Source organism: Streptomyces sp. NPDC054872, from assembly GCF_053610705.1.
In genome coordinates this window covers 123,294-143,286 of record NZ_JBSGYY010000023.1, presented here as the reverse complement: position 1 = coordinate 143,286, position 19,993 = coordinate 123,294, and the positions used below count along the sequence as shown (strand labels likewise).

Here is a 19,993-nt window from a genome sequence, read left to right as displayed (position 1 = left end):
CCCCGAGACCGGGGCATCAGCCATTCGCCAAACAAGAACCGAGATGTGCTCGGCTTGCACCTAAAAGGCAGCTACACGATGTGAACACGCTCAGTCTCTCCGTCTGGGCTCCGAAGCATCAAGTCACTCCCCTTCCTCTTTCGATCTTCGAGGAAGGCGTAGATCTGAACCGCTCGATTGATCACATCGGCCTTGTTCAGCCCAGTGGCTTCCATCAGCTCCCTGACGGCCTGGGCCGCTGGGGGCACGAAGGTCACTGAGAACCGCTCCGTCAGAGGCTGATCGCTCTTCGACGACGCCATGCATGCATCCTCTCTCTTCCCCTGGTCTCACTTGATCTTAAGTGGTGCACCTCGCTCACTCCGAAGCGGACCCCATGCATCAATGATGGCACACCTAGGTGCAAAAACGCACCACATATGTGCTACGGTTCCCCCGTTGGCCCGACATCGAGGTCGAATGCCGACCCTTCACGCGGGCCAAGCAGTGAAAGGAGGTGACAGTTGAAATGGCAACAGAAAGTCCACTCGGGGAGACCTCACACCTAGGGCCCCTTTAGGCCCTCTGGTGACGGAGTGGTGACAGCAATTCACGACTGACAGAGCGAATGCAGCCTGAAGGAGGTGTGGCCATGACTAGGCGCTGGTTGAGGCCCGTGCCGACCTGAGCAAGGCGCTCAGGACCCGGCCGGCCGGAAAGGGGCCCAAAATGGGTTCCCGTAACGGCGGCAAGAGCTCGGGATCAGAACCGACCTCCGCAGCGTTCGTAAAGATCACGACCACGCCCGATGGGCCTACGGCCACGGCGTCCGTGCCGGGGAAGCAGGCAGGCCGCATGCTGGGAACCGTGGAGTTCGTCTCCAGTGTCAGTGGAACCGCGATCAGTCCGTATGCGATGGCGAGGGCGGTGGAGTCCATCGGTGCCGGAATGCCGTGGCAGGTGCAGACCGCGTTGCTCGCACTGGCAGCCATGCTGCCGACCGTGTGCTACTGGATCCTGCGACACCGTCGCCGCACCTGAGCGATTGCCCTGAAGGCTCTCTCCGGAAGTCCCTCTGGGACGTCCTGGGGAGAGCCTTCAGTCTTTGCGCGCACGGCCCCAGGACGGCCCAATTCTCCGCAGGGCATCGCCATCAGCGGTAAAGGTCCTGGTCAACGCGACGACCGATGCCCAGGAACCCAGTTCTCCGGGTACAGGCATGGTTCCTCCAGTGTCGCAGACACGTGGGGGTGCGCCCTGCTGGCGTCCGGTGGGGGCGCGGGATGCTGCGCTTGGGCGGCCCCCGCACGGCCCGGGCGCCCTCCACCGGCCGAGATCCTCAGCCGAGGTCCTTTGCCGTGAACCGCCGCTGGTACTTCATCCCCTCATCCGTGCCCCGCAGCACCCAGAACGCGTCCAGGTCCCGCTTCTTCGGGTCCAGGAAGCCGGGGGCGCCGACCACCACGTCCAGGTGTCCGTCGCCGTCGGTGTCGAGGAGGGGGCCCACCACGGAGATGCGGTTGCGGGTCGGGCCGCGGCCCGGGGCGGGGGTGTCGCTTCCGGGGAGGCCGGGGCTGTCGAGGTTCACCGCCCGGATGTCCTCGGGTTCGGCCGAGAGGAGGTCCGGGATCAGCCAGACCACGCCGTTGTTGTCGTTGGCCCCGGTCGCCGATGTGACCAAGTCGGCCTTTCCGTCTCCGGTGACGTCGCCGAGGGCTGTGCCGCCCATGCCGCCGTAGTGGATTTCGTCCTTCAGGCCGGGCGGCGAGACCATGCCCACCGCGTCCCGCTTGCCCTTCTCGGGCCCGGAGCGGGTGCTGAGCCGGTAGCCGGCGCCCAGTTGCTGGCGAGACGCGGTGAAGGCCGCCGCGTACAGGTCGTCGATGCCGTCGCCGTCCACGTCCCCCGGCTGACCGTCCAGGCCGATGTCCGGCCGCTCGCGGCGCTCGGCGAGCTTCAGGCCGCGCGGGCCGCCGCGCAGATACTGCAGCCCGCTGATGGTCACATCGCCGTCGCCCGCCATCTCCGGGTCGGTCCAGTGGAACCGGAGCGCCAGATCGGTGTCCTTGTCGCCGTCGAAGTCACCGGCCAGGAAGCGGGCGGGGACCGAGTCCGGCCAGCGGCCGTTCGTCAGGTCCTGGCGGCGCGCGGGCGCGCCGCCGCGCTTGACCGGGCCGTACCAGACCGTGCCCTCCGGGCCCTCGGTGTCGCCCGGGATGAACAGGTCGGCGTTGCCGTCCCCGTCGAAGTCCCCGGTGGCCGCCGGGCTGCGCGGCGCCCCGGGGAGGGGCTTCGGGTCGCCCACGCCTCGTGGCCCGCCCCACAGCACGGTCGGCTTGCCACGCTCCGGGGCCCGCACCAGGTCGGTGTACCCGTCGTGGTCCAGGTCGGTGCGCAGCAGCCGCGTCTCCTCGGCGCCCGTCTTGGACGCCGGCTGCGGGATCACGGTGCGGCGGCGGGGATCAAGGCCGCGCGCCGAGCCGTAGACCACGACGAGGCTCCGGCCCGCCACCACCTCCGCGAAGTCGTCGTAACCGTCGCCGTTCAGGTCCCCGGTCCTGGGGTGCTCGGCGGGCTTTCCGGCGGGCGGCCGCTCAGCTGCCCTGTCGTCGTCGGCCGGGCTCTTCGCGGTGCTGCACCCCGCCGAGAGGAGCACGGCCGCCAGCACTCCGGCGGCGAACTTCCGTGGCACCTGCGCCAGCCGTTCCATGGGACCTCACCTGTCGACGACACCGGGACACACACTGGACCGCCGACCGGGCGGAAAGGTTGCCGTCGTGCCGCCGGGGGAACGACAAGGGGCCCGCCGTCCCCCTGGACGGCGAGCCCCTCACGTACGCATGCGCAGGTCAGCCCGACCCTACGAAGATCACCAGCAACAGCCACACCACCGGCGCGGTCGGCAGCAGCGAGTCGAGGCGGTCCATGATGCCGCCGTGACCCGGCAGCAGCGTGCCCATGTCCTTGATGCCGAGGTCACGCTTGATCATCGACTCGCCCAGGTCCCCGAGCGTCGCGCTCGCGGCGACCGCCAGGCCGATGAGCAGGCCCTGCCACCACGTGCCGTCGTCGATCAGGAACTGCATGCACAGCGCGCCGGCGGCCATCGCGAACGTCACCGCGCCGACCAGGCCCTCGCGGGTCTTGCCGGGGCTGATGCGCGGGGCGAGCTTGTGCTTGCCGAAGCGCCAGCCGATCGCGTACGCCCCGGTGTCGCTGACCACGGTCAGGAGCAGGAACGTGAGCACCCGCATCGGGCCGTCGTCCGCGGTGAGCATCATCGCCACGAACGTGGCGAGGAACGGGACGTAGAACGCCGCGAAGACGCCTGCCGTGACGTCCTTCAGATAGCCCTCGGGCGGCTCGGTCATCCGCCAGACGAGCACCGCGAGCGCGGTGAGCGCCATGGCGACCCAGGCGCCCTCGGGTCCGCGGACATACCCGGCGACGACCATCGCGGCGCCGCCCACCGCCAGCGGGACCAGCGGCGCCTTGATCTCCTTGCGCTCCTGGAGCCGCGAGGTCAGCTCCCAGAGACCGACCACGACGGCGACCGCTATGACGCCGATGAAGACGGCCTTCACGATGAAGAGCGACGCGACGATCACCGCGCCGAGCCCCACGCCGACTCCTATGGCCGCCCCGAGATCACGGCCCGCGCTCTTCTTCTGCGGCGCTTGGGGCGCCTTGGGCGCTTGAGGCGCCCGCGGCGCCTCAGGGGCGGGCTGTGATGCGCTGGGCATGGGCTCCTGGGGTACTTCAGGCATGTCAGGCACGATGGGCATGGGCTGCGTCTCTGCTGGATACAGGGCGTCATGCGCATCGTACGCGGGACCTGCCTGGGCAGCCCCTTGAGCAGGGCCCTGGTCGGGCGGCCCCCAGTACCCGGCTCTGGGAGGCGCCCCCCAGGAAGAGTCGTTCACGGATCGGATTCCTCAGTCCTCAGACCTCGAGCCCTCAGACCTCGAGCAGCTCGGCTTCCTTGTGCTTGAGCAGCTCGTCCACCTGAGCGACGTACTTCGCGGTGGTGTCGTCGAGCTCCTTCTCCGCGCGACGGCCCTCGTCCTCGCCGATGTCGCCGTCCTTGATCGCCTTGTCGATCGCTTCCTTGGCCTTGCGGCGGATGGAGCGGATCGAGATCTTGGAGTCCTCGGCCTTGGTCTTGGCGACCTTGATGTACTCCTTGCGGCGGTCCTGCGTCAGCTCGGGGAACGTCACCCGGATGATGTTGCCGTCATTGCTGGGGTTGACGCCGAGGTCGGAGTCGCGGATCGCCTGCTCGATGTTGCGCAGCGCGCTCTTGTCGAACGGGGTCACCACGGCCATCCGCGGCTCGGGCACCGAGAACGAGGCCAGCTGATTGATCGGCGTGAGGGCGCCGTAGTAGTCAGCCACGATCTTGTTGAACATCGCCGGGTGCGCACGGCCTGTGCGAATCGCGGCGAAGTCCTCCTTGGCGACCACGACGGCCTTTTCCATCTTCTCCTCGGCCTCGAGGAGGGTCTCTTCGATCACCACTTGCTCCTGCGTGTTGTGAGTGGGCTGGGGGCGCCCCCACACGGTGAAGTAGGGGGAGTCCATGGGGTGTCGGCTGCGTCGCGTCTCTTTCCCTGCACCGTGTCCGACCGGCAGGGCTTTGTCCATCCCTCGTGGCCCTCGGGGGGCGCCCCGAGATCAGGCGCGGGTGCCCTCGTCGCCCACGAGTGTGCCGATCTTCTCACCCTTGACGGCACGCGCGATATTGCCGGAGGAGAGCAACTCGAAGACCAGGATGGGCAGCTTGTTGTCGCGGCACAGCGTGATCGCGGTCATGTCGGCGACCTTCAGGTCGCGGGTGATGACCTCGCCGTAGCCGAGCGCGTCGTACTTCACCGCGTCCGGGTTGGTCTTGGGGTCGGAGTCGTAGACCCCGTCGACGCCGTTCTTGCCCATGAGCAGGGCCTCGGCGTCGATCTCCAGGGCGCGCTGCGCCGCGGTGGTGTCGGTCGAGAAGTACGGCATGCCCATGCCGGCGCCGAAGATGACCACACGGCCCTTCTCCAGGTGCCGTACGGCGCGCAGCGGGATGTACGGCTCCGCGACCTGGCCCATCGTGATGGCCGTCTGCACGCGGCAGTCGATGCCTTCCTTCTCCAGGAAGTCCTGCAGGGCAAGGCAGTTCATGACCGTGCCGAGCATGCCCATGTAGTCGGAGCGGGCACGGTCCATGCCGCGCTGCTGCAGCTCCGCGCCACGGAAGAAGTTGCCGCCGCCGATGACGGCCGCGATCTGGGCTCCGTCCCGGACGACCGCGGCGATCTCCTTGGCGATCGCGTGCACCACATCGGGGTCGACGCCAAGGCCGCCCCCGCCGGCGAACGCCTCACCGGAGAGCTTCAGCAGGAAACGACCGGGGACTTTATCGTCGCCGCTGTTTGTGTCGGCCTTGGTGGTCATGGAGTTCTCGCTTCTTTTTGCTCGGCGCACATACGAAGAAGGCCACTGCCGGTGGGGTGTCGTTCGCATCCCATGCTCGGCAATGGCCTCCTCGTCAGATCCTGCGGTCGTACGTCGCGTACGCGTGGGTACGCGGGCGACCGCTGTCGACCCTAGCGGGGTCTACCGTCGATCGCGGTACGGACTCAGATGCCGACCTTGATGCGCGAGAAGCGCTTCAGGGTGACACCGGCCTCGTCCAGAACCTTCTGGACGGACTTCTTGTTGTCGAGCGCGTACGGCTGACCGAGGAGGGTGGCCTCCTTGAAGAAGCCGTTGACGCGACCCTCGACGATCTTGGGCAGCGCGGCCTCGGGCTTGCCCTCGGCGCGGGTGGTCTCCTCGGCGACGCGGCGCTCGGACTCGACGACCTCGGCCGGGACGTCCTCGCGGGAGAGGTACTTCGGCGCGAAGGCGGCGATGTGCTGCGCGATGCCCTTGGCGAGGTCGGCGTCGGCCTTGTCCAGCTCGACCAGAACACCGATCTGCGGGGGCAGGTCGGGCATGGTGCGGTGCATGTACGCGGTCACGAAGGTGCCCGAGAACTGCGCGAAGCGGTCCAGGACGATCTTCTCGCCGAGGTTGGCGTTGGCCTCGTCGACGTACGCCTGGACGGTCTTGCCGGACTCGATCTCCGAGGCGAGGAGCGCCTGGATGTCGGCCGGGGACGTCTTGGCGATGTGCGCGGCCAGCGAGTTCGCGACGGCCTGGAACTTCTCGCCCTTGGCGACGAAGTCCGTCTCGCACTTCAGCTCGACGATCACGCCGGAGGTGTTGTCGTCAGCGATGAGGGAGACCACGGCGCCGTTCTCGGCGGAGCGGCCCTCGCGCTTGGCGACGCCCTTCTGGCCCTTGATGCGCAGGGCCTCGACGGCCTTGTCGACGCTGCCGTCGGCCTCGTCGAGCGCCTTCTTGCAGTCCATCATGCCGGCGCCCGTGAGCTCACGGAGCTTCTTGACGTCAGCGGCGGTGTAGTTCGCCATGATCCTGAAATTCTCTTTCGGAGGTCTGAAAGATCTACGGGTGAACGGCGGGGGCCTGTCGGCCCCCGCCGTCAACTACCGAACCTGTGAAGGTCAGGCCTGCTCGGTCTCCGCGGCGGGGGCCTCGGCGGCGGGCGCCTCAGCGGCGGCAACCTCGGCGGGGACCTCGGCCTGCTCGGCGTCGGCGGCCTTCTCCGTCTCGGCGGACTTCTGAACCTCGGCCTCTTCGGCCTTCGGCTCGTCAGCCTTCTTCTCGCCCTCGAGCAGGTCGCGCTCCCACTCGGCGAGCGGCTCGCCGGCGGCCTTCTCGCCCGGCTTCTGGTCGCCGGTGGCGACGCCGGAACGGGCGATGAGGCCCTCGGCGACGGCGTCGGCGATCACGCGGGTGAGCAGGGTGACGGAGCGGATCGCGTCGTCGTTGCCCGGGATCTTGTAGTCGACCTCGTCGGGGTCACAGTTGGTGTCGAGGATGGCGACGACCGGGATGTTGAGCTTCCGGGCCTCGCCGACCGCGATGTGCTCCTTCTTGGTGTCCACGATCCAGACGGCGCTGGGCACCTTGGACATCTCGCGGATACCGCCGAGGGTCTTCTCCAGCTTGGCCTTCTCGCGGGAGAGGACGAGCAGCTCCTTCTTGGTGAGGCCGGACGCGGCCACATCCTCGAAGTCGATCTGCTCGAGCTCCTTCAGGCGCTGCAGGCGCTTGTAGACGGTCGAGAAGTTGGTGAGCATGCCGCCCAGCCAGCGCTGGTTCACGTAGGGCATGCCGACGCGGGTCGCCTGCTCGGCGATGGCCTCCTGCGCCTGCTTCTTCGTGCCGACGAACATGACCGTGCCGCCGTGGGCGACGGTCTCCTTGACGAACTCGTAGGCGCGGTCGATGTACGACAGCGACTGGAGCAGGTCGATGATGTAGATGCCGTTGCGCTCCGTGAAGATGAAGCGCTTCATCTTCGGGTTCCAACGACGGGTCTGGTGACCGAAGTGGACGCCGCTTTCCAGCAGCTCCCGCATCGTGACGACGGCCATGGCCGTACTCCTTGGTGTTCTCGGTTGTGCCGCGTCCGCCGGATGGCAGACGCGCCTGACGCCCGCGATGCGCCGTGCCGCAAAGGACCGAGAGGCGCTGGCACCTGGCTTTTCATGGCCTGGTGTCGGGGCGTGCGAAGTCGACCCGGTGACCCGGATCGCCACAAGAAGTGTACGGGACCCGCGAGGCAGCGGGTGACGCCGCTGTCCACAAGCGGCTGGTCATCCACAGATCCGCGCCATGATCCCCGCGGAGCCGCTCGGCGCGGGACGGTTCTGGCATGTCTCACATGCGAGGAAGCCCGAGTCTGTTGCCGAGTTGGCTACCGAGTTCGTTGCTGGGTCTGGTGCTGCTGTGCGTGGCGCTGATCACCGCGCCGGTGGTGCCCGCCGAGGCCGCCGGGAAGCCGGTGCCGGACGGGTCCCGGGGGCCGGTGCCGAAGGTCGGCCGCGCTTGGCCGGTGGGGGTGCGGCCCGCTGTCGTACGGGGCTGGGAGCCTCCGGCGACGGAGTACGGCCGGGGGCACCGGGGCGTGGACCTCTCGGCGCCGCCGGCCTCGGTGGTCCGGGCGGCGGCCGCGGGCAGGGTCTCCTTCGCGGGCCGGGTGGCGGGGCGGGGAGTGATCGCCGTGGAGTTGACGGCCACCGGAGAGCCACCCTTGCGCACGACGTACGAGCCGGTGCGGGCCACGGTCGAGAAGGGCGCCGAGGTGGCGGCGGGCGAGGCGCTGGGGGTGTTGGAACCGCCCCGCGCCCACTGCCGGGGCAGCTGCCTCCACTGGGGTCTGCTGAGGGCCGAGGCGTATCTGGACCCGCTGTCGCTGATGCCGCCATGGCTGCTGCGACGCGGGGCCGCCCGGCTGCTGCCGGTGATCGATGTGCCGTTCCTTCGGCCGGCCCCGCTGCGGGCAGGTGTTCTGGCGGGCGGGGCAGGGGGACGGCACGGCCCGCTGCCGGGCTTCGGCGTGCGTGGGCTCAGCCCCGCACACCCCGCAGGGCCATGGTCACTGCCGCTTCGGTGATGGCGGTCGGGTCCTCGGCGGCGCCCAGCTCGATGCGCCTGACCGCCGCGTCCACGACACCCTGCAGAAGCATCGCCGCGAGCCGTGGCTCGGCGTGCCCCAGCTCGCGCAGCGCCTCGCCGATCATGGCCACGAGCCCTCCGTGCGCGGCCCGGATCTTCTCGCGCGCACCCGCGTCCAGCTCCGCCGCGGAGATCGCGACGACGGCCCGGTGCCGCCGGTCCCCGACCAGGTCGAGCTGGCGCCTGACGTACGCCTCGACCTTGCCCTCGGCGGAGTCGGCGCCTTCCATCGCGGCGGAGACCTCCGCCGCCCAGACGGGGAAGTCGACCTCGCACAGCTCCTCCACGACCGCGGCGCGCGACCGGAAGTACTCGTACACGGACGACCGTGCGAGCCCTGTGCGTTCAGCGAGGGCGGGGAAGGTCAGCGCCTCCGTACCGCCCTCGGACAGCAGGGACCGTGCGGCGTCCAGAAGGGCGCCGCGCTGCATCGACCGGTGCTCGGCCACAGAGGCCGCTCGAATCCTTGGCACGCCCTCCACTCTACGGACGTGACCGCGAGGACGGGAGTCGCTGCCCTCCGCGGAACTCCGCACCCCGATCGCTCGGCACATGCCGGCGGCAGGGACGATTCAGCGCGCTCAGCGGCCGAAACTCGCCAGCTTCGCCCGCAGCTGGAGGACCGACTTCGTATGGATCTGGCTCACCCGGCTCTCCGTCACGCCGAGCACGTTGCCGATCTCGGCGAGCGTCAGGCCTTCGTAGTAGTAGAGCGTCACGACCGTCTTCTCCCGCTCCGGCAGCGTATTGATCGCGCGCGCGAGCAGCCGCCGCAGCTCGCGGTCCTCCGCCACCTCCACGGGGTTGTCGGCCGCGGTGTCCTCGAGGGTGTCCATCAGGCTCAGCCGGTTGCCGCCCTCGCCGCCGACGTGCAGCAGCTCCTCGAGGGCCACCACGTTCGCCAGTGACAACTGGCTGAAAATGCCATGCAGTTCCTCGATGGCGATCCCCATCTCGTGGGCGACCTCGCCCTCCGAGGGAGTACGCCGCAACTGCGCTTCGAGCGTGGCGTAGGCCCGCTCGACATTGCGTGCCTTCTGCCGCACGGACCGGGGAATCCAGTCGAGGGCGCGCAGTTCGTCGATCATCGCGCCACGGATGCGGGTGATCGCGTACGTCTCGAACTTGATGGACCGCTCGATGTCGAACTTCTCGATCGCGTCGATCAGACCGAACACCCCGGAGGACACGAAGTCCGCCTGCTCGACATTGGGCGGGAGGCCCACGCTGACCCGGCCCGCGACGTATTTCACCAGCGGCGAGTAGTGCAGGATCAACTGTTCGCGCAGTCGGCCGTCCCCCGTGTCCTTGTACGACCGCCACAGCTCGTCCAGCGACGAGGGGGCGGGGGGCCGCTCCCGCTCGCCGCTCCGGGCGGCGGGAGGAGCCGCCGCCCGATCGGACCCTGAGGTGTGCTGGGGCATTTGTTGCCTTGAGCCGTTCTGCCGTGAACCGGTGAGGTCGTGCGAGCCGGTGGGTTCTCCCGGGCCCGCGAGGTGGTGAGTTTGCGTGAAGTGAATGAGGTTGTCCGTCTGCTTGCCTGTGGTTGCCTGTCCGCGTCGGAATCCTTGTGAGCGTAGCGTGACTGGAGTGTCGCAGTGTGCGAACAGTAGGGGATCCCGCGTACGCAGATACGTTCCGCTGGGCGCCCCACCGAGTACCCCTCGTCGCCGTCCGTGACGAGCTTGAAGCGTCAACTGCGGCCATTCCCAAGGCCATCGGGGGTTCATCCAGACGGCCGAACACGGTCGGTCACGAACCGTCTCCTTCCGGCAAGACCGACACAATCGCCTGGCGTGTCAACTGCCAGCCGTCGCCGTGTCGTTCGACGAACCCGAGAGAGCGCAACTCGTACAGCCGACCGATCGCCTGATCCACCACCGTGCCCGCCCCGAGCGCGATCTCCCGGGGCGACGCACTCCCCCGGCCGGGCACCGCCGCCAGGACGCGCGCGGCGTCCGGGGCGAGCAGATCGCGCGGTACGACGGGTCCGCGCCGCTCCGGGGCCAGCTCGCCCATGTCACCCACCAGCTCGACGACGTCCGCCGCGTCGGTCACCAGGACTCCGTCACGCCGCAGCAGTTCGTGCACCCCCGCCGAGAGGCCGCTCGTCACGGGGCCCGGCACCCCCATCGTGAACCGCCCGAGCTCCTGAGCACTGCGCGCCGTGGCGAGCGCACCACTGCGATAGGCGGCCTCGACGACGACACTCCCCCGGGTGAGAGCGGCGATCACGCGGTTCCTGAGGATGAACCTGGCCGGCGTGGGGTGGTCCCCGGGAGGCAACTCCCCCACCAACAGCCCCTGTTCCCCGATCCTCCTGAGCAACTCGGCGTGACCGCGCGGATAGGCCTGATCGACCCCGCACGCGAGCACCGCGACCGTGGCCCCACCGGCCCCCAGCGCTCCCCGGTGCGCGGCGCCGTCCACCCCATAGGCGCCGCCCGACACGACCACCCAGCCCCGCTCGGCCAGCCCCGCGCCCAGACCGGCCGCCATGTGCGCCCCGTACTCCGTGCAGGCCCGCGCACCGACCACGGCCACCGACCGCAGCGCCCATATCCGCAGGCTGGGCTCCCCCCGCACCCAGAGCCCGAGGGGCCGAGCGTCCCCGAGGTCGTCCAGCTGGGCGGGCCACTCCGACTCCCCCGGACACACGAAGCGCACCCCCGCGTCCCCCGCCGAGGCCAGGTCCCGCCCCGGCCTCGCCTTCACGGCCCGCGCCCGCAACCCTTCCCACCGCACCGGAGTCACCCCGGCCAGCCGCCCCTCCCCTTCGACAAGGCGCCGCACCACTTCGACGGGCCCGGTCTCGCGCAGCCACCGGCCGGCCACCGCGTCCCCCGGTTCGAGGATCCGGGTCAGGGCGACCCTCGCCAGCCGCTCCTCCCCCGGAGTGCCGCCCGGGTCCGGGGTCATGTCAGCGCCCCGATCGCCATCGGCACTCCCCGCGAAATCCCCGTACGCAACTGCAGTGCCAGGGCGACGTCCTGAACCCCGGGCCGGTCCCGTCCCGCGAGATCCGCGACGGTCCAGGCGACCCGCAGGACACGGTCGAGCCCCCGGGCGGTCAGAAAGCCACGCTCCAGGTCGAGTTCGGCCGCGTCCAGGGCGCCCGGTTCCGCGGGCCACCGTGTGCGCAACGCATGTCCCGGCACCTCGCTGTTCGTCCGCCAGCCGGAGCCGGTCAGCCTGGCCGCCGCCCGCTCCCGTGCGGCGCGCACCCGGTCGGCGACCGTCCGCGTGGAGTCCCCCGGAGTGCCGTGCCCGGCCAGCTCGGAGCGTGTGACGGGCTCCACCTCGACCTTCAGGTCGACCCGGTCGAGCAGCGGTCCCGACAATCGCGCCTGATAGCGGCGGATGACGGACGCGGGGCACTCGCAGCCGTCACCCAGCAGGGTGTGCCGACCGCAGGGACAGGGGTTGGCGGCGAGCACCATCAGGAACTTCGCGGGCAGGCGCACCACCCCCGCGCTGCGAGCGATCACCACGTGCCCGGATTCCAGGGGCTGGCGCAAGGAGTCCAGGGTCTGGCCGCTGAACTCCGGCGCCTCGTCGAGGAAGAGCACCCCGCGGTGGGCCAGCGAGACCGCCCCCGGTCGCGCGATTCCCTTGCCGCCGCCCACCAGCGACTGCATCGTCGCGGAGTGGTGCGGCGCGCAGTACGGCGCGGTGTCCACCAAGGGCTTGCCCGGTGGCAGCATGCCCGCCACGGAGTGCACGGCCGTCACCTCCAGGGACTCCTCCCGGGTCAGCCGGGGCAAGATCGCCGGCAGCCGCTCCGCGAGCATCGTCTTTCCCGCGCCCGGCGGGCCCTGCAGAAAGAGGTGGTGCCCGCCCGTCGCCGCCACCTCCAGGGCAGTCCTCGCCGAGGTCTGGCCGACGACATCGGAGAGGTCGAGGGCGAGGGCGTCGTCCAGGCCGCCGCTGAGTCCCGTGCCCACGCCGGTCCCGGGCACGCAGAGCCCCGCGAGCATCGGGTCCGGCCGTCCCGGCTCGTCCGGCTCCTCCTCCGGCACCGGCTCATCGGTCAGCACGGCGATCAGCTGCCGCAGGCTGCGCACCCCGAGGATCGAGACCCCCGGCACCAGCGCGGCCTCGGCCGCCGTGCACTCCGGGACGACGACCTGCTCATAGCCCGCGTCGGCCGCCGCGAGGACCGCGGGCAGCACTCCCCTGACCGGCCGCACCCGCCCGTCGAGCCCCAGCTCGCCGATCATCACGATGTCGGTGAGGGTGCGCGGATCGATGCGCTCCGCCGCGCCGAGCACCGCACAGGCGATCGCGAGGTCGAAGCCGCTGCCGCCCTTGGGCACCGACGCCGGGCTCAGGCCGACCGTGAGCTTCTTCTGGGGCCACTCCCCTCCCGAGTTGACCACCGCGGCCCTGACCCGGTCCTTGCTCTCCGTCAGGCTCTTGTCCGGGAGCCCGACCAGCGTGAACGCCGCGACGCCCGGCTCCAGGTCGGCCTGCACCTCGACGACCACGCCCTCGACGCCCACCAGAGCCACGGAACACGTACGCGCGAATCCCATCAGGCCACCCCCCGCGCGTGCTCCACGACAGGGGCCCCGCGGCGTGGGATCAGGACGCCGACGAGGTCGATCCGCACTCCGCCCGGCGGTGGGCCGCCGCGCTCGTCGATCCAGCGCTCGGCGAGACGCCGCAGCCGCTCGGCCTTGGCCTGGCCCACGGCCGCCATCGGGTGTTGGTAGATCCCCGAGTCGACCAGGGCGGCCCTGCGCGTCTTGACCTCACAGACGACAAGCGCCTGGCCGTCCATGGCCACGATGTCGATCTCGCCGGTCCTGCCGCTGCGCCAGTTGCGCTCCAGAACCGTCATCCCGGCTTCGCCCAGCCGCCGCGCGGCCAGATCTTCGCCGTACCGCCCGAGTGCCCCACGTGCGTTCATGTCGGAACCACCTCCGACACCCACACTGGGGCTCAGCCCCGGGCGCTGTGGATCTTGGTGGATGACTCACGCGTTGTGGAAAACTCGCTCACCCGTACCGGTGAACTCAGCCGCCCGGCAACTCGAGGTCGCTCTTGTTGAGCTCCTCGATATTTACGTCCTTGAACGTGAGAACGCGGACCTGCTTCACGAACCTGGCAGGCCTGTACATGTCCCACACCCAGGCGTCCGCCATGGACACCTCGAAGAAAACCTCACCCTGGACCGAGTGCACCTGCATCTCGTAGTCGTTGGTGAGGTAGAAGCGCCGTTCGGTCTCGATCACATATTTGAACAGACCGACGACATCGCGGTACTCCCGGTAGAGCTTCAGCTCCATCTCGGTCTCGTACTTCTCGAGGTCCTCGGCGCTCATGGCATGTTCCCCTTCAGCCGTGCGTCCCCCTATTGTGCGTCAGCCCCTGGAGCCTCTACACGATTTCCGTGTCGAGGGTCTCGGGCCGGCTCGGGGGACCCTCGTCGAGCAGCCTGCGAAGCAACTCGGCGAGCCTGGTCGGATACACCGTCTCATGTGCCTCGGTCAGTTCCTGGCACGTCCACCATCGCGCTCCCGCGACACTCCGCCGTTCCAGCTCCGTCAGCCCCGCGGCCCGCGTGTACGTCTGCGACGTACGCGCCAGGAAGTACCGCTCGTCCTGGTCCCAGCGCCGCCCGGCGAAGGGGAAGGAGCAGAACCGCTGCCACAGGGCGGGGCCGAGCTCGACCTCGGTGATGCCCGTCTCTTCCATCAGTTCACGCAGCGCGGCCTGTTCATGCGTCTCGTCGCCCTCCAGACCACCGCCCGGCGTGAACCACCAGTCGTCCGCCGTGTCCTCCGGCTCATGACCGTGCAGGAGGAGGATGCGGTCCTGCGGGTCGAGCAGCACCACCCGCGCGACCTTGCGCAGCGCCTCCGGCCGCAACCGCGGCTCGGGCTGCGGCTCGGGCTGCGGTTCCTCAGCCGACACGGGCGGCGCTCTCCCCCGAGCGGTCACGGCTCCGCGGACGTCCCCGCCCGCGCCGCAGCCGCTTGGCCACCGGGCCGTACGCCGCGCCGCCCAGGACGAGGACAGCACCGGCCACCACTGCCGACACCATGAGCCGTACGGGCCCGGGGTCGGAGATTCCGCCCGGCATGTCCGCGAAGCCCTCGGGGCGCTCCAGCGTCCCGAACCTCTCCGACGGCCAGGCCACCGCGTCGACCCGCCCCTCCACCGCGCCGCGCGGCACGGAGCCGTGGTTGGAGTCGCCCAGATGCACGCTGGAGTCCAGGGAGCCGCTGCGCTCGTCACCGAGCAGGAAGAGGTTGCCCTTGGGGACCGTGGTGGCCGGGATTCCGGTGGCCGCCGCTCCCGTACCCTCCGGAAGATACGGTTCTGCGACGGGCTTGCCGTTGACCATCAGCTTGCCGTCGGTGCAGCAGGAGATCCGGTCGCCGCCCACGCCGACCACGCGCTTGACCATCGGCAGGTCGCCCCAGCTCGCCTGCCGGAAGACGACGACGTCGCCGCGGCGCACCTCACTGCCGTCTATCCGCTCCGCCAGGACTCGGTCGCCCGCGCCGATCGTCGGCGTCATCGACCCGGTGGGAACGGTGTAGGGCTGGTACAGGATGGCGCCCCAGACGAAGCCTCCCAGGAAGAGCACACAGCCGAGGGCCACGGCAAGGCCCGACAGCACGCTGCCGAGCCGACCGTGGCCCTCGTCCGTACGTTGTGTCCTGCTCATCCCAGTGCTCCCCCATTTCGGAGACGACCCCGCGTTCCTACGAACAGGAGCGCGGAAGATCGGCGATCTGGGACGGCACCCTACCCGGCGGTACCTCCGCCAGAAACCCTCGCGGCCTGCGCGGCAGCCACCGTCAGGCGACGCCTGCGCCAGAGCACGACCGGCACCGCACCCGCGAGCCCGAGGGCCGCGGGCGCCGCGCTCATGGCGGCGTTGATGCCCTGCTGGTCGAAGGTGTCCGGCTTGGGCAGCGTCGCCCAGCGGGTGGGCGGCCAGGCGATCACGATGGCGCGGCCCACGACGTTGTCCACGGGGACGGCGCCGCCGCCGGGCTGGTTCTGGTGGTAGCGGGAGTCCAGCGAGTTCTGCCGGTGATCACCCATGACCCAGATCTTGCCCGGGGGGACGGTCTCCTTGAACTGGCCGCCCTGGTCGTCGACGGTGCACGGGGTGTTGCCCTCGAAGACGTACGGCTCGTTCAGCGCCTTGCCGTTGACCTTCACCGGGCCGGTGCCCTTGCACTCCACCGTGTCGCCGCCGATCGCGATGACCCGCTTGATCAGGTCCTTCTCGTCGGCGGACGGCATCAGGCCGACCCAGCCGAGAACCCGCTGGATCGCGTTCGGGTCGGGCGTCGGCTCACCGTCCAGCCAGTGGCCGGGGTCCCTGAAGACGACGACCTCGCCGCGCTCGGGCTCCGAGCCGAACCACGGGGTCAGCTTGTCGACCAGGACGCGGTCGCCCTTCTGGAGCGTGTTCTGCATCGAGTCCGAGGGAATCGAGAACGCCTGCACCAGGAAAGTCTTGATCACCAGGGCCAGGATCAGCGCGATGCCGATGAGGAGGGGCAGCTCCTTCCAGAAGGAGCGCGGCTTCTTCGGCTCCCTGGACTGCTTCCCGTCCGGCTCACCGGGTGCGGGACTGGCCCCCGCGGTGTCACTCCCCGGGCTCACGCCGTCCGCCGCGGCCTCCGGCTCGTCTGAACGCCCTGGCTGTTCCTCGGGCCCACCGTGTCCGGACCGTGCGCCGACCGCCACATCCCCCACATCCACTCCTCAGTCCGTGCCGCTGCCCGCTCCTGATGCGATGCAGGCCCACCACTCCCATAACGAGCGGGAGTTCCGCAGGGGTCGGGAGTCCGGTCAATCCGTATCGATCGCCTGGGGCCACCCTATGCGACGGCCCGAGGGCGGTGTCCGACCCCGCACGCGCGTCGGGCACCGACGCGTACGTATCGGGCTCCTCCAGTTTCCGCCAGTGGTCGAAGGGCCAGGCGATGACGAGCGCGCGGCCCACCACGCTGTCCTCGGAGACGGTGCCGCTGAACTTCTCGGTGCGGTGGAAGCGGGAGTCCGCCGAGTCGGAGCGGTGGTCACCCATGACGAAGAGCCGCCCCTCGGGGACCTTCACCTCGAACTCGAAGGACGAGGGCTCGTCCCCCGGATTGATGTAGGGCTCGGTGAGGGGGACTCCGTTGACCGTGAGCTTCTTGTTCTTGTCGCAGCACTTCACGGTGTCGCCGCCGACGCCCACGACGCGCTTGATCAGGTCGCGTTCGTTGTCGGAGGGAAGCAGGCCGATGAAGGCGAGGCCTTCCTTGACCTGCTTGACGCCTACGGGGTCGTCCTTCTTCTTGGTCTGTTCGTCCTTGAGCCAGTTGCCGGGGTCCTCGAAGACGACGACGTCGCCGCGCTCCGGCTTGGCACCGAACCACGGGGTGAGCTTGTCGACGAGCACGCGGTCGCCGATCTTGATCGTCTGCTCCATCGAGCCCGAGGGGATCACGAAGGCCTGCACCAGGAAGGTCTTCAGGACCAGGGCTATGAGGAGCGCGACGCCTATGAGGAGAGGTATCTCCTTGATCGCCGAGCGCTGCCTGCGCCGCTTGACCTTCCGCGCGAGCTTGCGCCGCTCGGCCCTTCCGGGCAGTACGGGACCGGTGGTGGGCCGGGAGCCGGTGGGCAGCCGGGTGTCGGCTCGGTGACTGGCGGCGCGTGTACGTCCGCGGTTACCCATGCGCGCCGCCTGGTGCCGGCACGCGCGCGTAGCTGTCGGGGCGCTCCAGGGAGGTCCAGTGGCCGATGGGCCAGGCGATCCAGTCGGCCCTGCCGATCACGGAGTCGACGGGGATCATGCCGCCGCCGGGCTGGCCCAGGTGGTCGCGGGAGTCACGGGAGTCGCTGCGGTGGTCACCGAGGAGGAACAGGCTGCCTTCGGGGACGACCGCGACGAAGCGCGCCTCGGAGGGGGCGTCCCCCGGGTACAGGTACGGCTCGTCGACGGGCTCGCCGTTCACCTTGATCCTCCCCCGCTTGTCGCAGCAGACCACCCGGTCTCCCCCGACCCCTGCGACCCGCTTGATGTAGTCGGCATCTCCGAAGTAGCCGCTGCCGTCGAAGACGACCGCGTCACCTCGCTGCGGCTCGGAACCGAAACGGTACGCCAACTTGTTGACGAGTACCCGGTCTCCGACCCGGAACGCGGGCTCCATGGAGCCGCTGGGGATCTGGAAGGGCTGCATCACGAAGGTGCTCACGAGCAGCAGCGACACCATGCAGATCAGCAGTGTCAGGGTGGCTCTGCCGCCGGGCACCCAGGACACGAACGTCACAAAAGCGGAGCGCGACCGGTCCTCCGTCCCCTCGGACTCACCCTCGCGCTCGGCGTTCGGGGAATCAGTGGGTGGGGAGGAGCGGTCGCGCTCCGTGTGCTGTGCTTCGGTGTCCATCGGATCCAGATGCTATCCGGCTCCGATGTGGACCCGTGCGCGAGCTCAGTTGTCGCGCTTCTCCTTGATCTTCGCGGCCTTGCCGCGCAGCTCACGGAGGTAGTACAGCTTCGCGCGACGCACGGCGCCGCGGCTGACGAGCTCGATCTTCTCGACGATCGGGGTGTGCACCGGGAAGGTGCGCTCCACGCCGACGGAGAAGGAGACCTTGCGGACCGTGAAGGTCTCGCGCACGCCGGCACCCTGGCGACGGATGACTACGCCCTTGAACTGCTGGACACGGGAGCGGTTGCCCTCGATGACGCGCACGTGGACGTTGACGGTGTCACCCGGGCGGAAGGCCGGGATGTCGGTGCGCAGCGAAGCGCTGTCGACGGAGTCGAGCAGGTTAGCCATGATCGTCTGCTTTCTTCACTGATGCCACAGGTCATCAGCGGTAAGTTCGTGATGAGGATTCGATAGCTGTTCGCGTCGGACGGGCGGCTGTCCCCCTGTGGCAGGGGCGCACGCTGGACGTACAGCAGCGGCCTATTGTTCCACGGCCTCGGGGTCTCGCCCAAATCGGCCGTCGGGACCCGGGCGCCACCCCAGGATCGAGAGCATCTCGCGGTCCTTCTTGTCGAAGGCGGCGGGGTCGCAGCGCTCGATCAGGTCGGGCCTGTTGCGGACCGTGCGCCGCAGCGCCTCGTCCCTGCGCCAGCGTGCGATCTTGCCGTGGTGGCCGCTGATGAGCACGTCCGGGATGCCGTGACCGCGCCACTCCGGGGGCTTCGTGTAAACGGGCCCCTCAAGGAGGTTCGCCATGGCGCCCGGCGCGAAGGAGTCGTCGCGGTGGGACTCGGCGTTGCCGAGGACGCCGGGCAGGAGGCGGGCCACGGCCTCGGTGACGACCAGGACGGCCGCCTCGCCGCCCGCGAGGACGTAGTCGCCGATCGACACCTCGTAGACGGGCATGCGGGTCGCGTACTCGTCCATGACGCGGCGGTCGATGCCCTCGTAGCGCGCGGGTGTGAAGACCAGCCAGGGCCGCTCGGAGAGCTCGACGGCGAGCTCCTGGGTGAAGGGGCGGCCGCTCGGCGTGGGGACGACCAGGACGGGCCCGTGGGCCCCGGCCTCGTATCCCTCGGCGAGTACGTCGTCGAGTGCCGCGCCCCAGGGCTCGGTCTTCATGACCATGCCGGGGCCGCCGCCGTAAGGGGTGTCGTCGACCGTGTTGTGGCGGTCGTACGTCCACTCCCTGAGGTCGTGCACGTTCACGTCGAGCTGCCCACGCGCGCGTGCCTTGCCGACGAGGGAGACGTTCAGGGGTTCCAGGTACTCGGGGAAGATCGTGACGACGTCGAGCCGCATCAGGCGCTGTCCCCCGAAGGACCCTCGCCAGGACCTTCGTCGTCCCTGGCCGACGCGATCTCCGCGCGGTCGTCGATCAGGCCGGGCGGCGGGTCGATGATCGCCCGCTGCTCCTCCAGGTCGATCTCGGTGACGATCGCCTCCACGAAGGGGATCATCACCTCGCTGCCGTCGGGCCGCTCCACGATGAACAGGTCCTGCGAGGGCAGGTGCGAGATCTCGGTGATCCGGCCGACCTCGATGCCGTCCTTGGTGACGATGTCGAGGTCCATCAGCTGGTGGTCGTAGTACTCGTCCTCGTCCTCCGGAAGTTCTTCCGGGTCGACCTCCGCGATGAGCAGCGTGTTGCGCAGCGCCTCGGCGCCCGAGCGGTCGCGTACGCCCTCGAAGCGCAACAGGAGACGGCCGCTGTGCACCCGGCCGGTCTCGATGGTCAGCGGCCCCGTGGAGGCGGGGTCGGTGGCGAGTACGGCGCCGGGGCCGAGCCGCAGCTCCGGCTCGTCGGTCCGCACCTCGACGGTGACCTCACCCTTGATGCCATGGGCGCGGCCGATCCGCGCGACTACCAGCTGCACTGCTTTCTCTCCTGTCGTGTGCCTGCGGAAGGGCCTTCCGCAGGCGACTGCGGACGCCCGCAGACGACTACGGGCCGAGGAAGGCCCAGAAGCCCTCCCCGGCCCGTGCCG

General features: G+C 69.7%; 23 protein-coding genes. 2 read left to right on the top strand and 21 right to left on the bottom strand.

Going from position 1 to position 19,993, the window contains the following annotated elements; translation table 11 throughout:
- Positions 1 to 71: 71 nt before the first annotated feature.
- Entirely contained in the window at positions 72 to 302 is a 231-nt protein-coding gene (locus tag ACWGIH_RS26525; protein ID WP_453443583.1) for a hypothetical protein, read from the bottom strand.
- Positions 303 to 834: 532 nt separating this feature from the next.
- Between ACWGIH_RS26525 and ACWGIH_RS26520 the strand changes: the two genes are divergently transcribed.
- Complete coding sequence (locus ACWGIH_RS26520; RefSeq protein WP_453443584.1) at positions 835 to 1,020, top strand: hypothetical protein; 186 nt, start codon at positions 835 to 837, stop codon at positions 1,018 to 1,020.
- A gap of 298 nt (positions 1,021 to 1,318) precedes the next feature.
- Here ACWGIH_RS26520 and ACWGIH_RS26515 read toward each other — a convergent pair whose 3' ends face one another.
- The 6 genes from ACWGIH_RS26515 to rpsB all read right to left on the bottom strand — a co-directional run bounded on the left by ACWGIH_RS26515 (position 1,319) and on the right by rpsB (position 7,466).
- Positions 1,319 to 2,689 (bottom strand): FG-GAP and VCBS repeat-containing protein, encoded by a 1,371-nt coding sequence (locus ACWGIH_RS26515; RefSeq protein ID WP_453443585.1) that lies wholly within the window; start codon positions 2,687 to 2,689, stop codon positions 1,319 to 1,321.
- A gap of 139 nt (positions 2,690 to 2,828) precedes the next feature.
- Complete coding sequence (locus ACWGIH_RS26510; RefSeq protein WP_453443587.1) at positions 2,829 to 3,902, bottom strand: phosphatidate cytidylyltransferase; 1,074 nt, start codon at positions 3,900 to 3,902, stop codon at positions 2,829 to 2,831.
- 34 nt (positions 3,903 to 3,936) lie between these two features.
- A complete protein-coding gene (gene frr / locus ACWGIH_RS26505; RefSeq protein ID WP_127829926.1) occupies positions 3,937 to 4,494 on the bottom strand; it encodes a ribosome recycling factor in 558 nt (185 codons plus the stop codon).
- Positions 4,495 to 4,653: 159 nt separating this feature from the next.
- Positions 4,654 to 5,415, bottom strand: a complete 762-nt coding sequence (pyrH, locus tag ACWGIH_RS26500; RefSeq protein WP_365824121.1) for a UMP kinase — start codon at positions 5,413 to 5,415, stop codon at positions 4,654 to 4,656.
- A gap of 185 nt (positions 5,416 to 5,600) precedes the next feature.
- Complete coding sequence (gene tsf / locus ACWGIH_RS26495; RefSeq protein ID WP_453443589.1) at positions 5,601 to 6,437, bottom strand: translation elongation factor Ts; 837 nt, start codon at positions 6,435 to 6,437, stop codon at positions 5,601 to 5,603.
- Positions 6,438 to 6,530: 93 nt separating this feature from the next.
- Positions 6,531 to 7,466, bottom strand: coding sequence for a 30S ribosomal protein S2 (gene rpsB, locus ACWGIH_RS26490; RefSeq protein WP_453443590.1), 936 nt, complete (start codon positions 7,464 to 7,466; stop codon positions 6,531 to 6,533).
- A 281-nt stretch (positions 7,467 to 7,747) separates the two neighbouring features.
- Between rpsB and ACWGIH_RS26485 the strand changes: the two genes are divergently transcribed.
- On the top strand, positions 7,748 to 8,488 hold the full coding sequence (locus ACWGIH_RS26485) for a peptidoglycan DD-metalloendopeptidase family protein (protein WP_453443591.1): 741 nt from the start codon (positions 7,748 to 7,750) through the stop codon (positions 8,486 to 8,488).
- Here the strand turns inward: ACWGIH_RS26485 and ACWGIH_RS26480 are convergent.
- The 14 genes from ACWGIH_RS26480 to rimM all read right to left on the bottom strand — a co-directional run bounded on the left by ACWGIH_RS26480 (position 8,442) and on the right by rimM (position 19,882).
- A complete protein-coding gene (locus ACWGIH_RS26480) occupies positions 8,442 to 8,999 on the bottom strand; it encodes a TetR/AcrR family transcriptional regulator (RefSeq protein WP_451216821.1) in 558 nt (185 codons plus the stop codon). The genes ACWGIH_RS26485 and ACWGIH_RS26480 overlap by 47 nt on opposite strands.
- 132 nt (positions 9,000 to 9,131) lie before the next feature.
- Complete coding sequence (whiG, locus tag ACWGIH_RS26475; RefSeq protein WP_160507467.1) at positions 9,132 to 9,974, bottom strand: RNA polymerase sigma factor WhiG; 843 nt, start codon at positions 9,972 to 9,974, stop codon at positions 9,132 to 9,134.
- Between the two features lie 328 nt (positions 9,975 to 10,302).
- Positions 10,303 to 11,469 carry a DNA-processing protein DprA gene (gene dprA / locus ACWGIH_RS26470; protein WP_453443592.1) on the bottom strand — a complete coding sequence of 389 codons (1,167 nt, stop codon included), beginning with the start codon at positions 11,467 to 11,469 and terminating at the stop codon, positions 10,303 to 10,305.
- Entirely contained in the window at positions 11,466 to 13,085 is a 1,620-nt protein-coding gene (locus ACWGIH_RS26465) for a YifB family Mg chelatase-like AAA ATPase (protein ID WP_453443594.1), read from the bottom strand. The genes dprA and ACWGIH_RS26465 overlap by 4 nt, the downstream gene beginning before the upstream one ends.
- The gene (locus ACWGIH_RS26460; protein WP_453443596.1) at positions 13,085 to 13,462 is read right to left on the bottom strand and encodes a YraN family protein; all 378 of its coding nucleotides are present in this window, start codon (positions 13,460 to 13,462) and stop codon (positions 13,085 to 13,087) included. The genes ACWGIH_RS26465 and ACWGIH_RS26460 overlap by 1 nt, the downstream gene beginning before the upstream one ends.
- A gap of 106 nt (positions 13,463 to 13,568) precedes the next feature.
- Positions 13,569 to 13,877: a DUF2469 domain-containing protein gene (locus ACWGIH_RS26455; RefSeq protein WP_003965949.1), complete on the bottom strand. Its 309-nt coding sequence runs from the start codon at positions 13,875 to 13,877 to the stop codon at positions 13,569 to 13,571.
- A gap of 55 nt (positions 13,878 to 13,932) precedes the next feature.
- Positions 13,933 to 14,469: an NUDIX hydrolase gene (locus ACWGIH_RS26450; protein ID WP_453443597.1), complete on the bottom strand. Its 537-nt coding sequence runs from the start codon at positions 14,467 to 14,469 to the stop codon at positions 13,933 to 13,935.
- The gene (gene lepB / locus ACWGIH_RS26445; protein ID WP_453443598.1) at positions 14,459 to 15,229 is read right to left on the bottom strand and encodes a signal peptidase I; all 771 of its coding nucleotides are present in this window, start codon (positions 15,227 to 15,229) and stop codon (positions 14,459 to 14,461) included. The genes ACWGIH_RS26450 and lepB (ACWGIH_RS26445) overlap by 11 nt, the downstream gene beginning before the upstream one ends.
- A gap of 80 nt (positions 15,230 to 15,309) precedes the next feature.
- Complete coding sequence (gene lepB / locus ACWGIH_RS26440; protein ID WP_453443600.1) at positions 15,310 to 16,275, bottom strand: signal peptidase I; 966 nt, start codon at positions 16,273 to 16,275, stop codon at positions 15,310 to 15,312.
- Positions 16,166 to 17,245, bottom strand: coding sequence for a signal peptidase I (lepB, locus tag ACWGIH_RS26435; RefSeq protein WP_453443601.1), 1,080 nt, complete (start codon positions 17,243 to 17,245; stop codon positions 16,166 to 16,168). Before lepB (ACWGIH_RS26435) ends, lepB (ACWGIH_RS26440) begins: the two co-directional genes overlap by 110 nt.
- A complete protein-coding gene (lepB, locus tag ACWGIH_RS26430) occupies positions 17,238 to 17,957 on the bottom strand; it encodes a signal peptidase I (protein ID WP_453443603.1) in 720 nt (239 codons plus the stop codon). The genes lepB (ACWGIH_RS26435) and lepB (ACWGIH_RS26430) overlap by 8 nt, the downstream gene beginning before the upstream one ends.
- A gap of 45 nt (positions 17,958 to 18,002) precedes the next feature.
- Complete coding sequence (gene rplS / locus ACWGIH_RS26425; RefSeq protein WP_160507458.1) at positions 18,003 to 18,353, bottom strand: 50S ribosomal protein L19; 351 nt, start codon at positions 18,351 to 18,353, stop codon at positions 18,003 to 18,005.
- Positions 18,354 to 18,485: 132 nt separating this feature from the next.
- Positions 18,486 to 19,307 carry a tRNA (guanosine(37)-N1)-methyltransferase TrmD gene (gene trmD, locus ACWGIH_RS26420; RefSeq protein ID WP_453443605.1) on the bottom strand — a complete coding sequence of 274 codons (822 nt, stop codon included), beginning with the start codon at positions 19,305 to 19,307 and terminating at the stop codon, positions 18,486 to 18,488.
- The gene (rimM, locus tag ACWGIH_RS26415) at positions 19,307 to 19,882 is read right to left on the bottom strand and encodes a ribosome maturation factor RimM (protein ID WP_453443606.1); all 576 of its coding nucleotides are present in this window, start codon (positions 19,880 to 19,882) and stop codon (positions 19,307 to 19,309) included. The genes trmD and rimM overlap by 1 nt, the downstream gene beginning before the upstream one ends.
- Positions 19,883 to 19,993: the final 111 nt, after the last annotated feature.

What these genes read in the sequence shown, in the direction of transcription:
- pyrH (WP_365824121.1), bottom strand. Translation starts at nt 5,415, where the DNA reads ATGACCACCAAGGCCGACACAAACAGCGGCGACGATAAAGTCCCCGGT.
- rpsB (WP_453443590.1), bottom strand. Translation starts at nt 7,466, where the DNA reads ATGGCCGTCGTCACGATGCGGGAGCTGCTGGAAAGCGGCGTCCACTTC.
- lepB (WP_453443598.1), bottom strand. Translation starts at nt 15,229, where the DNA reads ATGAGCAGGACACAACGTACGGACGAGGGCCACGGTCGGCTCGGCAGC.
- lepB (WP_453443603.1), bottom strand. Translation starts at nt 17,957, where the DNA reads ATGGACACCGAAGCACAGCACACGGAGCGCGACCGCTCCTCCCCACCC.
- whiG (WP_160507467.1), bottom strand. Translation starts at nt 9,974, where the DNA reads ATGCCCCAGCACACCTCAGGGTCCGATCGGGCGGCGGCTCCTCCCGCC.
- lepB (WP_453443601.1), bottom strand. Translation starts at nt 17,245, where the DNA reads ATGGGTAACCGCGGACGTACACGCGCCGCCAGTCACCGAGCCGACACC.
- dprA (WP_453443592.1), bottom strand. Translation starts at nt 11,469, where the DNA reads ATGACCCCGGACCCGGGCGGCACTCCGGGGGAGGAGCGGCTGGCGAGG.
- ACWGIH_RS26525 (WP_453443583.1), bottom strand. Translation starts at nt 302, where the DNA reads ATGGCGTCGTCGAAGAGCGATCAGCCTCTGACGGAGCGGTTCTCAGTG.
- trmD (WP_453443605.1), bottom strand. Translation starts at nt 19,307, where the DNA reads ATGCGGCTCGACGTCGTCACGATCTTCCCCGAGTACCTGGAACCCCTG.
- rplS (WP_160507458.1), bottom strand. Translation starts at nt 18,353, where the DNA reads ATGGCTAACCTGCTCGACTCCGTCGACAGCGCTTCGCTGCGCACCGAC.
- ACWGIH_RS26485 (WP_453443591.1), top strand. Translation starts at nt 7,748, where the DNA reads ATGTCTCACATGCGAGGAAGCCCGAGTCTGTTGCCGAGTTGGCTACCG.
- tsf (WP_453443589.1), bottom strand. Translation starts at nt 6,437, where the DNA reads ATGGCGAACTACACCGCCGCTGACGTCAAGAAGCTCCGTGAGCTCACG.
- ACWGIH_RS26455 (WP_003965949.1), bottom strand. Translation starts at nt 13,877, where the DNA reads ATGAGCGCCGAGGACCTCGAGAAGTACGAGACCGAGATGGAGCTGAAG.
- ACWGIH_RS26515 (WP_453443585.1), bottom strand. Translation starts at nt 2,689, where the DNA reads ATGGAACGGCTGGCGCAGGTGCCACGGAAGTTCGCCGCCGGAGTGCTG.
- ACWGIH_RS26465 (WP_453443594.1), bottom strand. Translation starts at nt 13,085, where the DNA reads ATGGGATTCGCGCGTACGTGTTCCGTGGCTCTGGTGGGCGTCGAGGGC.
- ACWGIH_RS26460 (WP_453443596.1), bottom strand. Translation starts at nt 13,462, where the DNA reads ATGAACGCACGTGGGGCACTCGGGCGGTACGGCGAAGATCTGGCCGCG.
- ACWGIH_RS26520 (WP_453443584.1), top strand. Translation starts at nt 835, where the DNA reads ATGCTGGGAACCGTGGAGTTCGTCTCCAGTGTCAGTGGAACCGCGATC.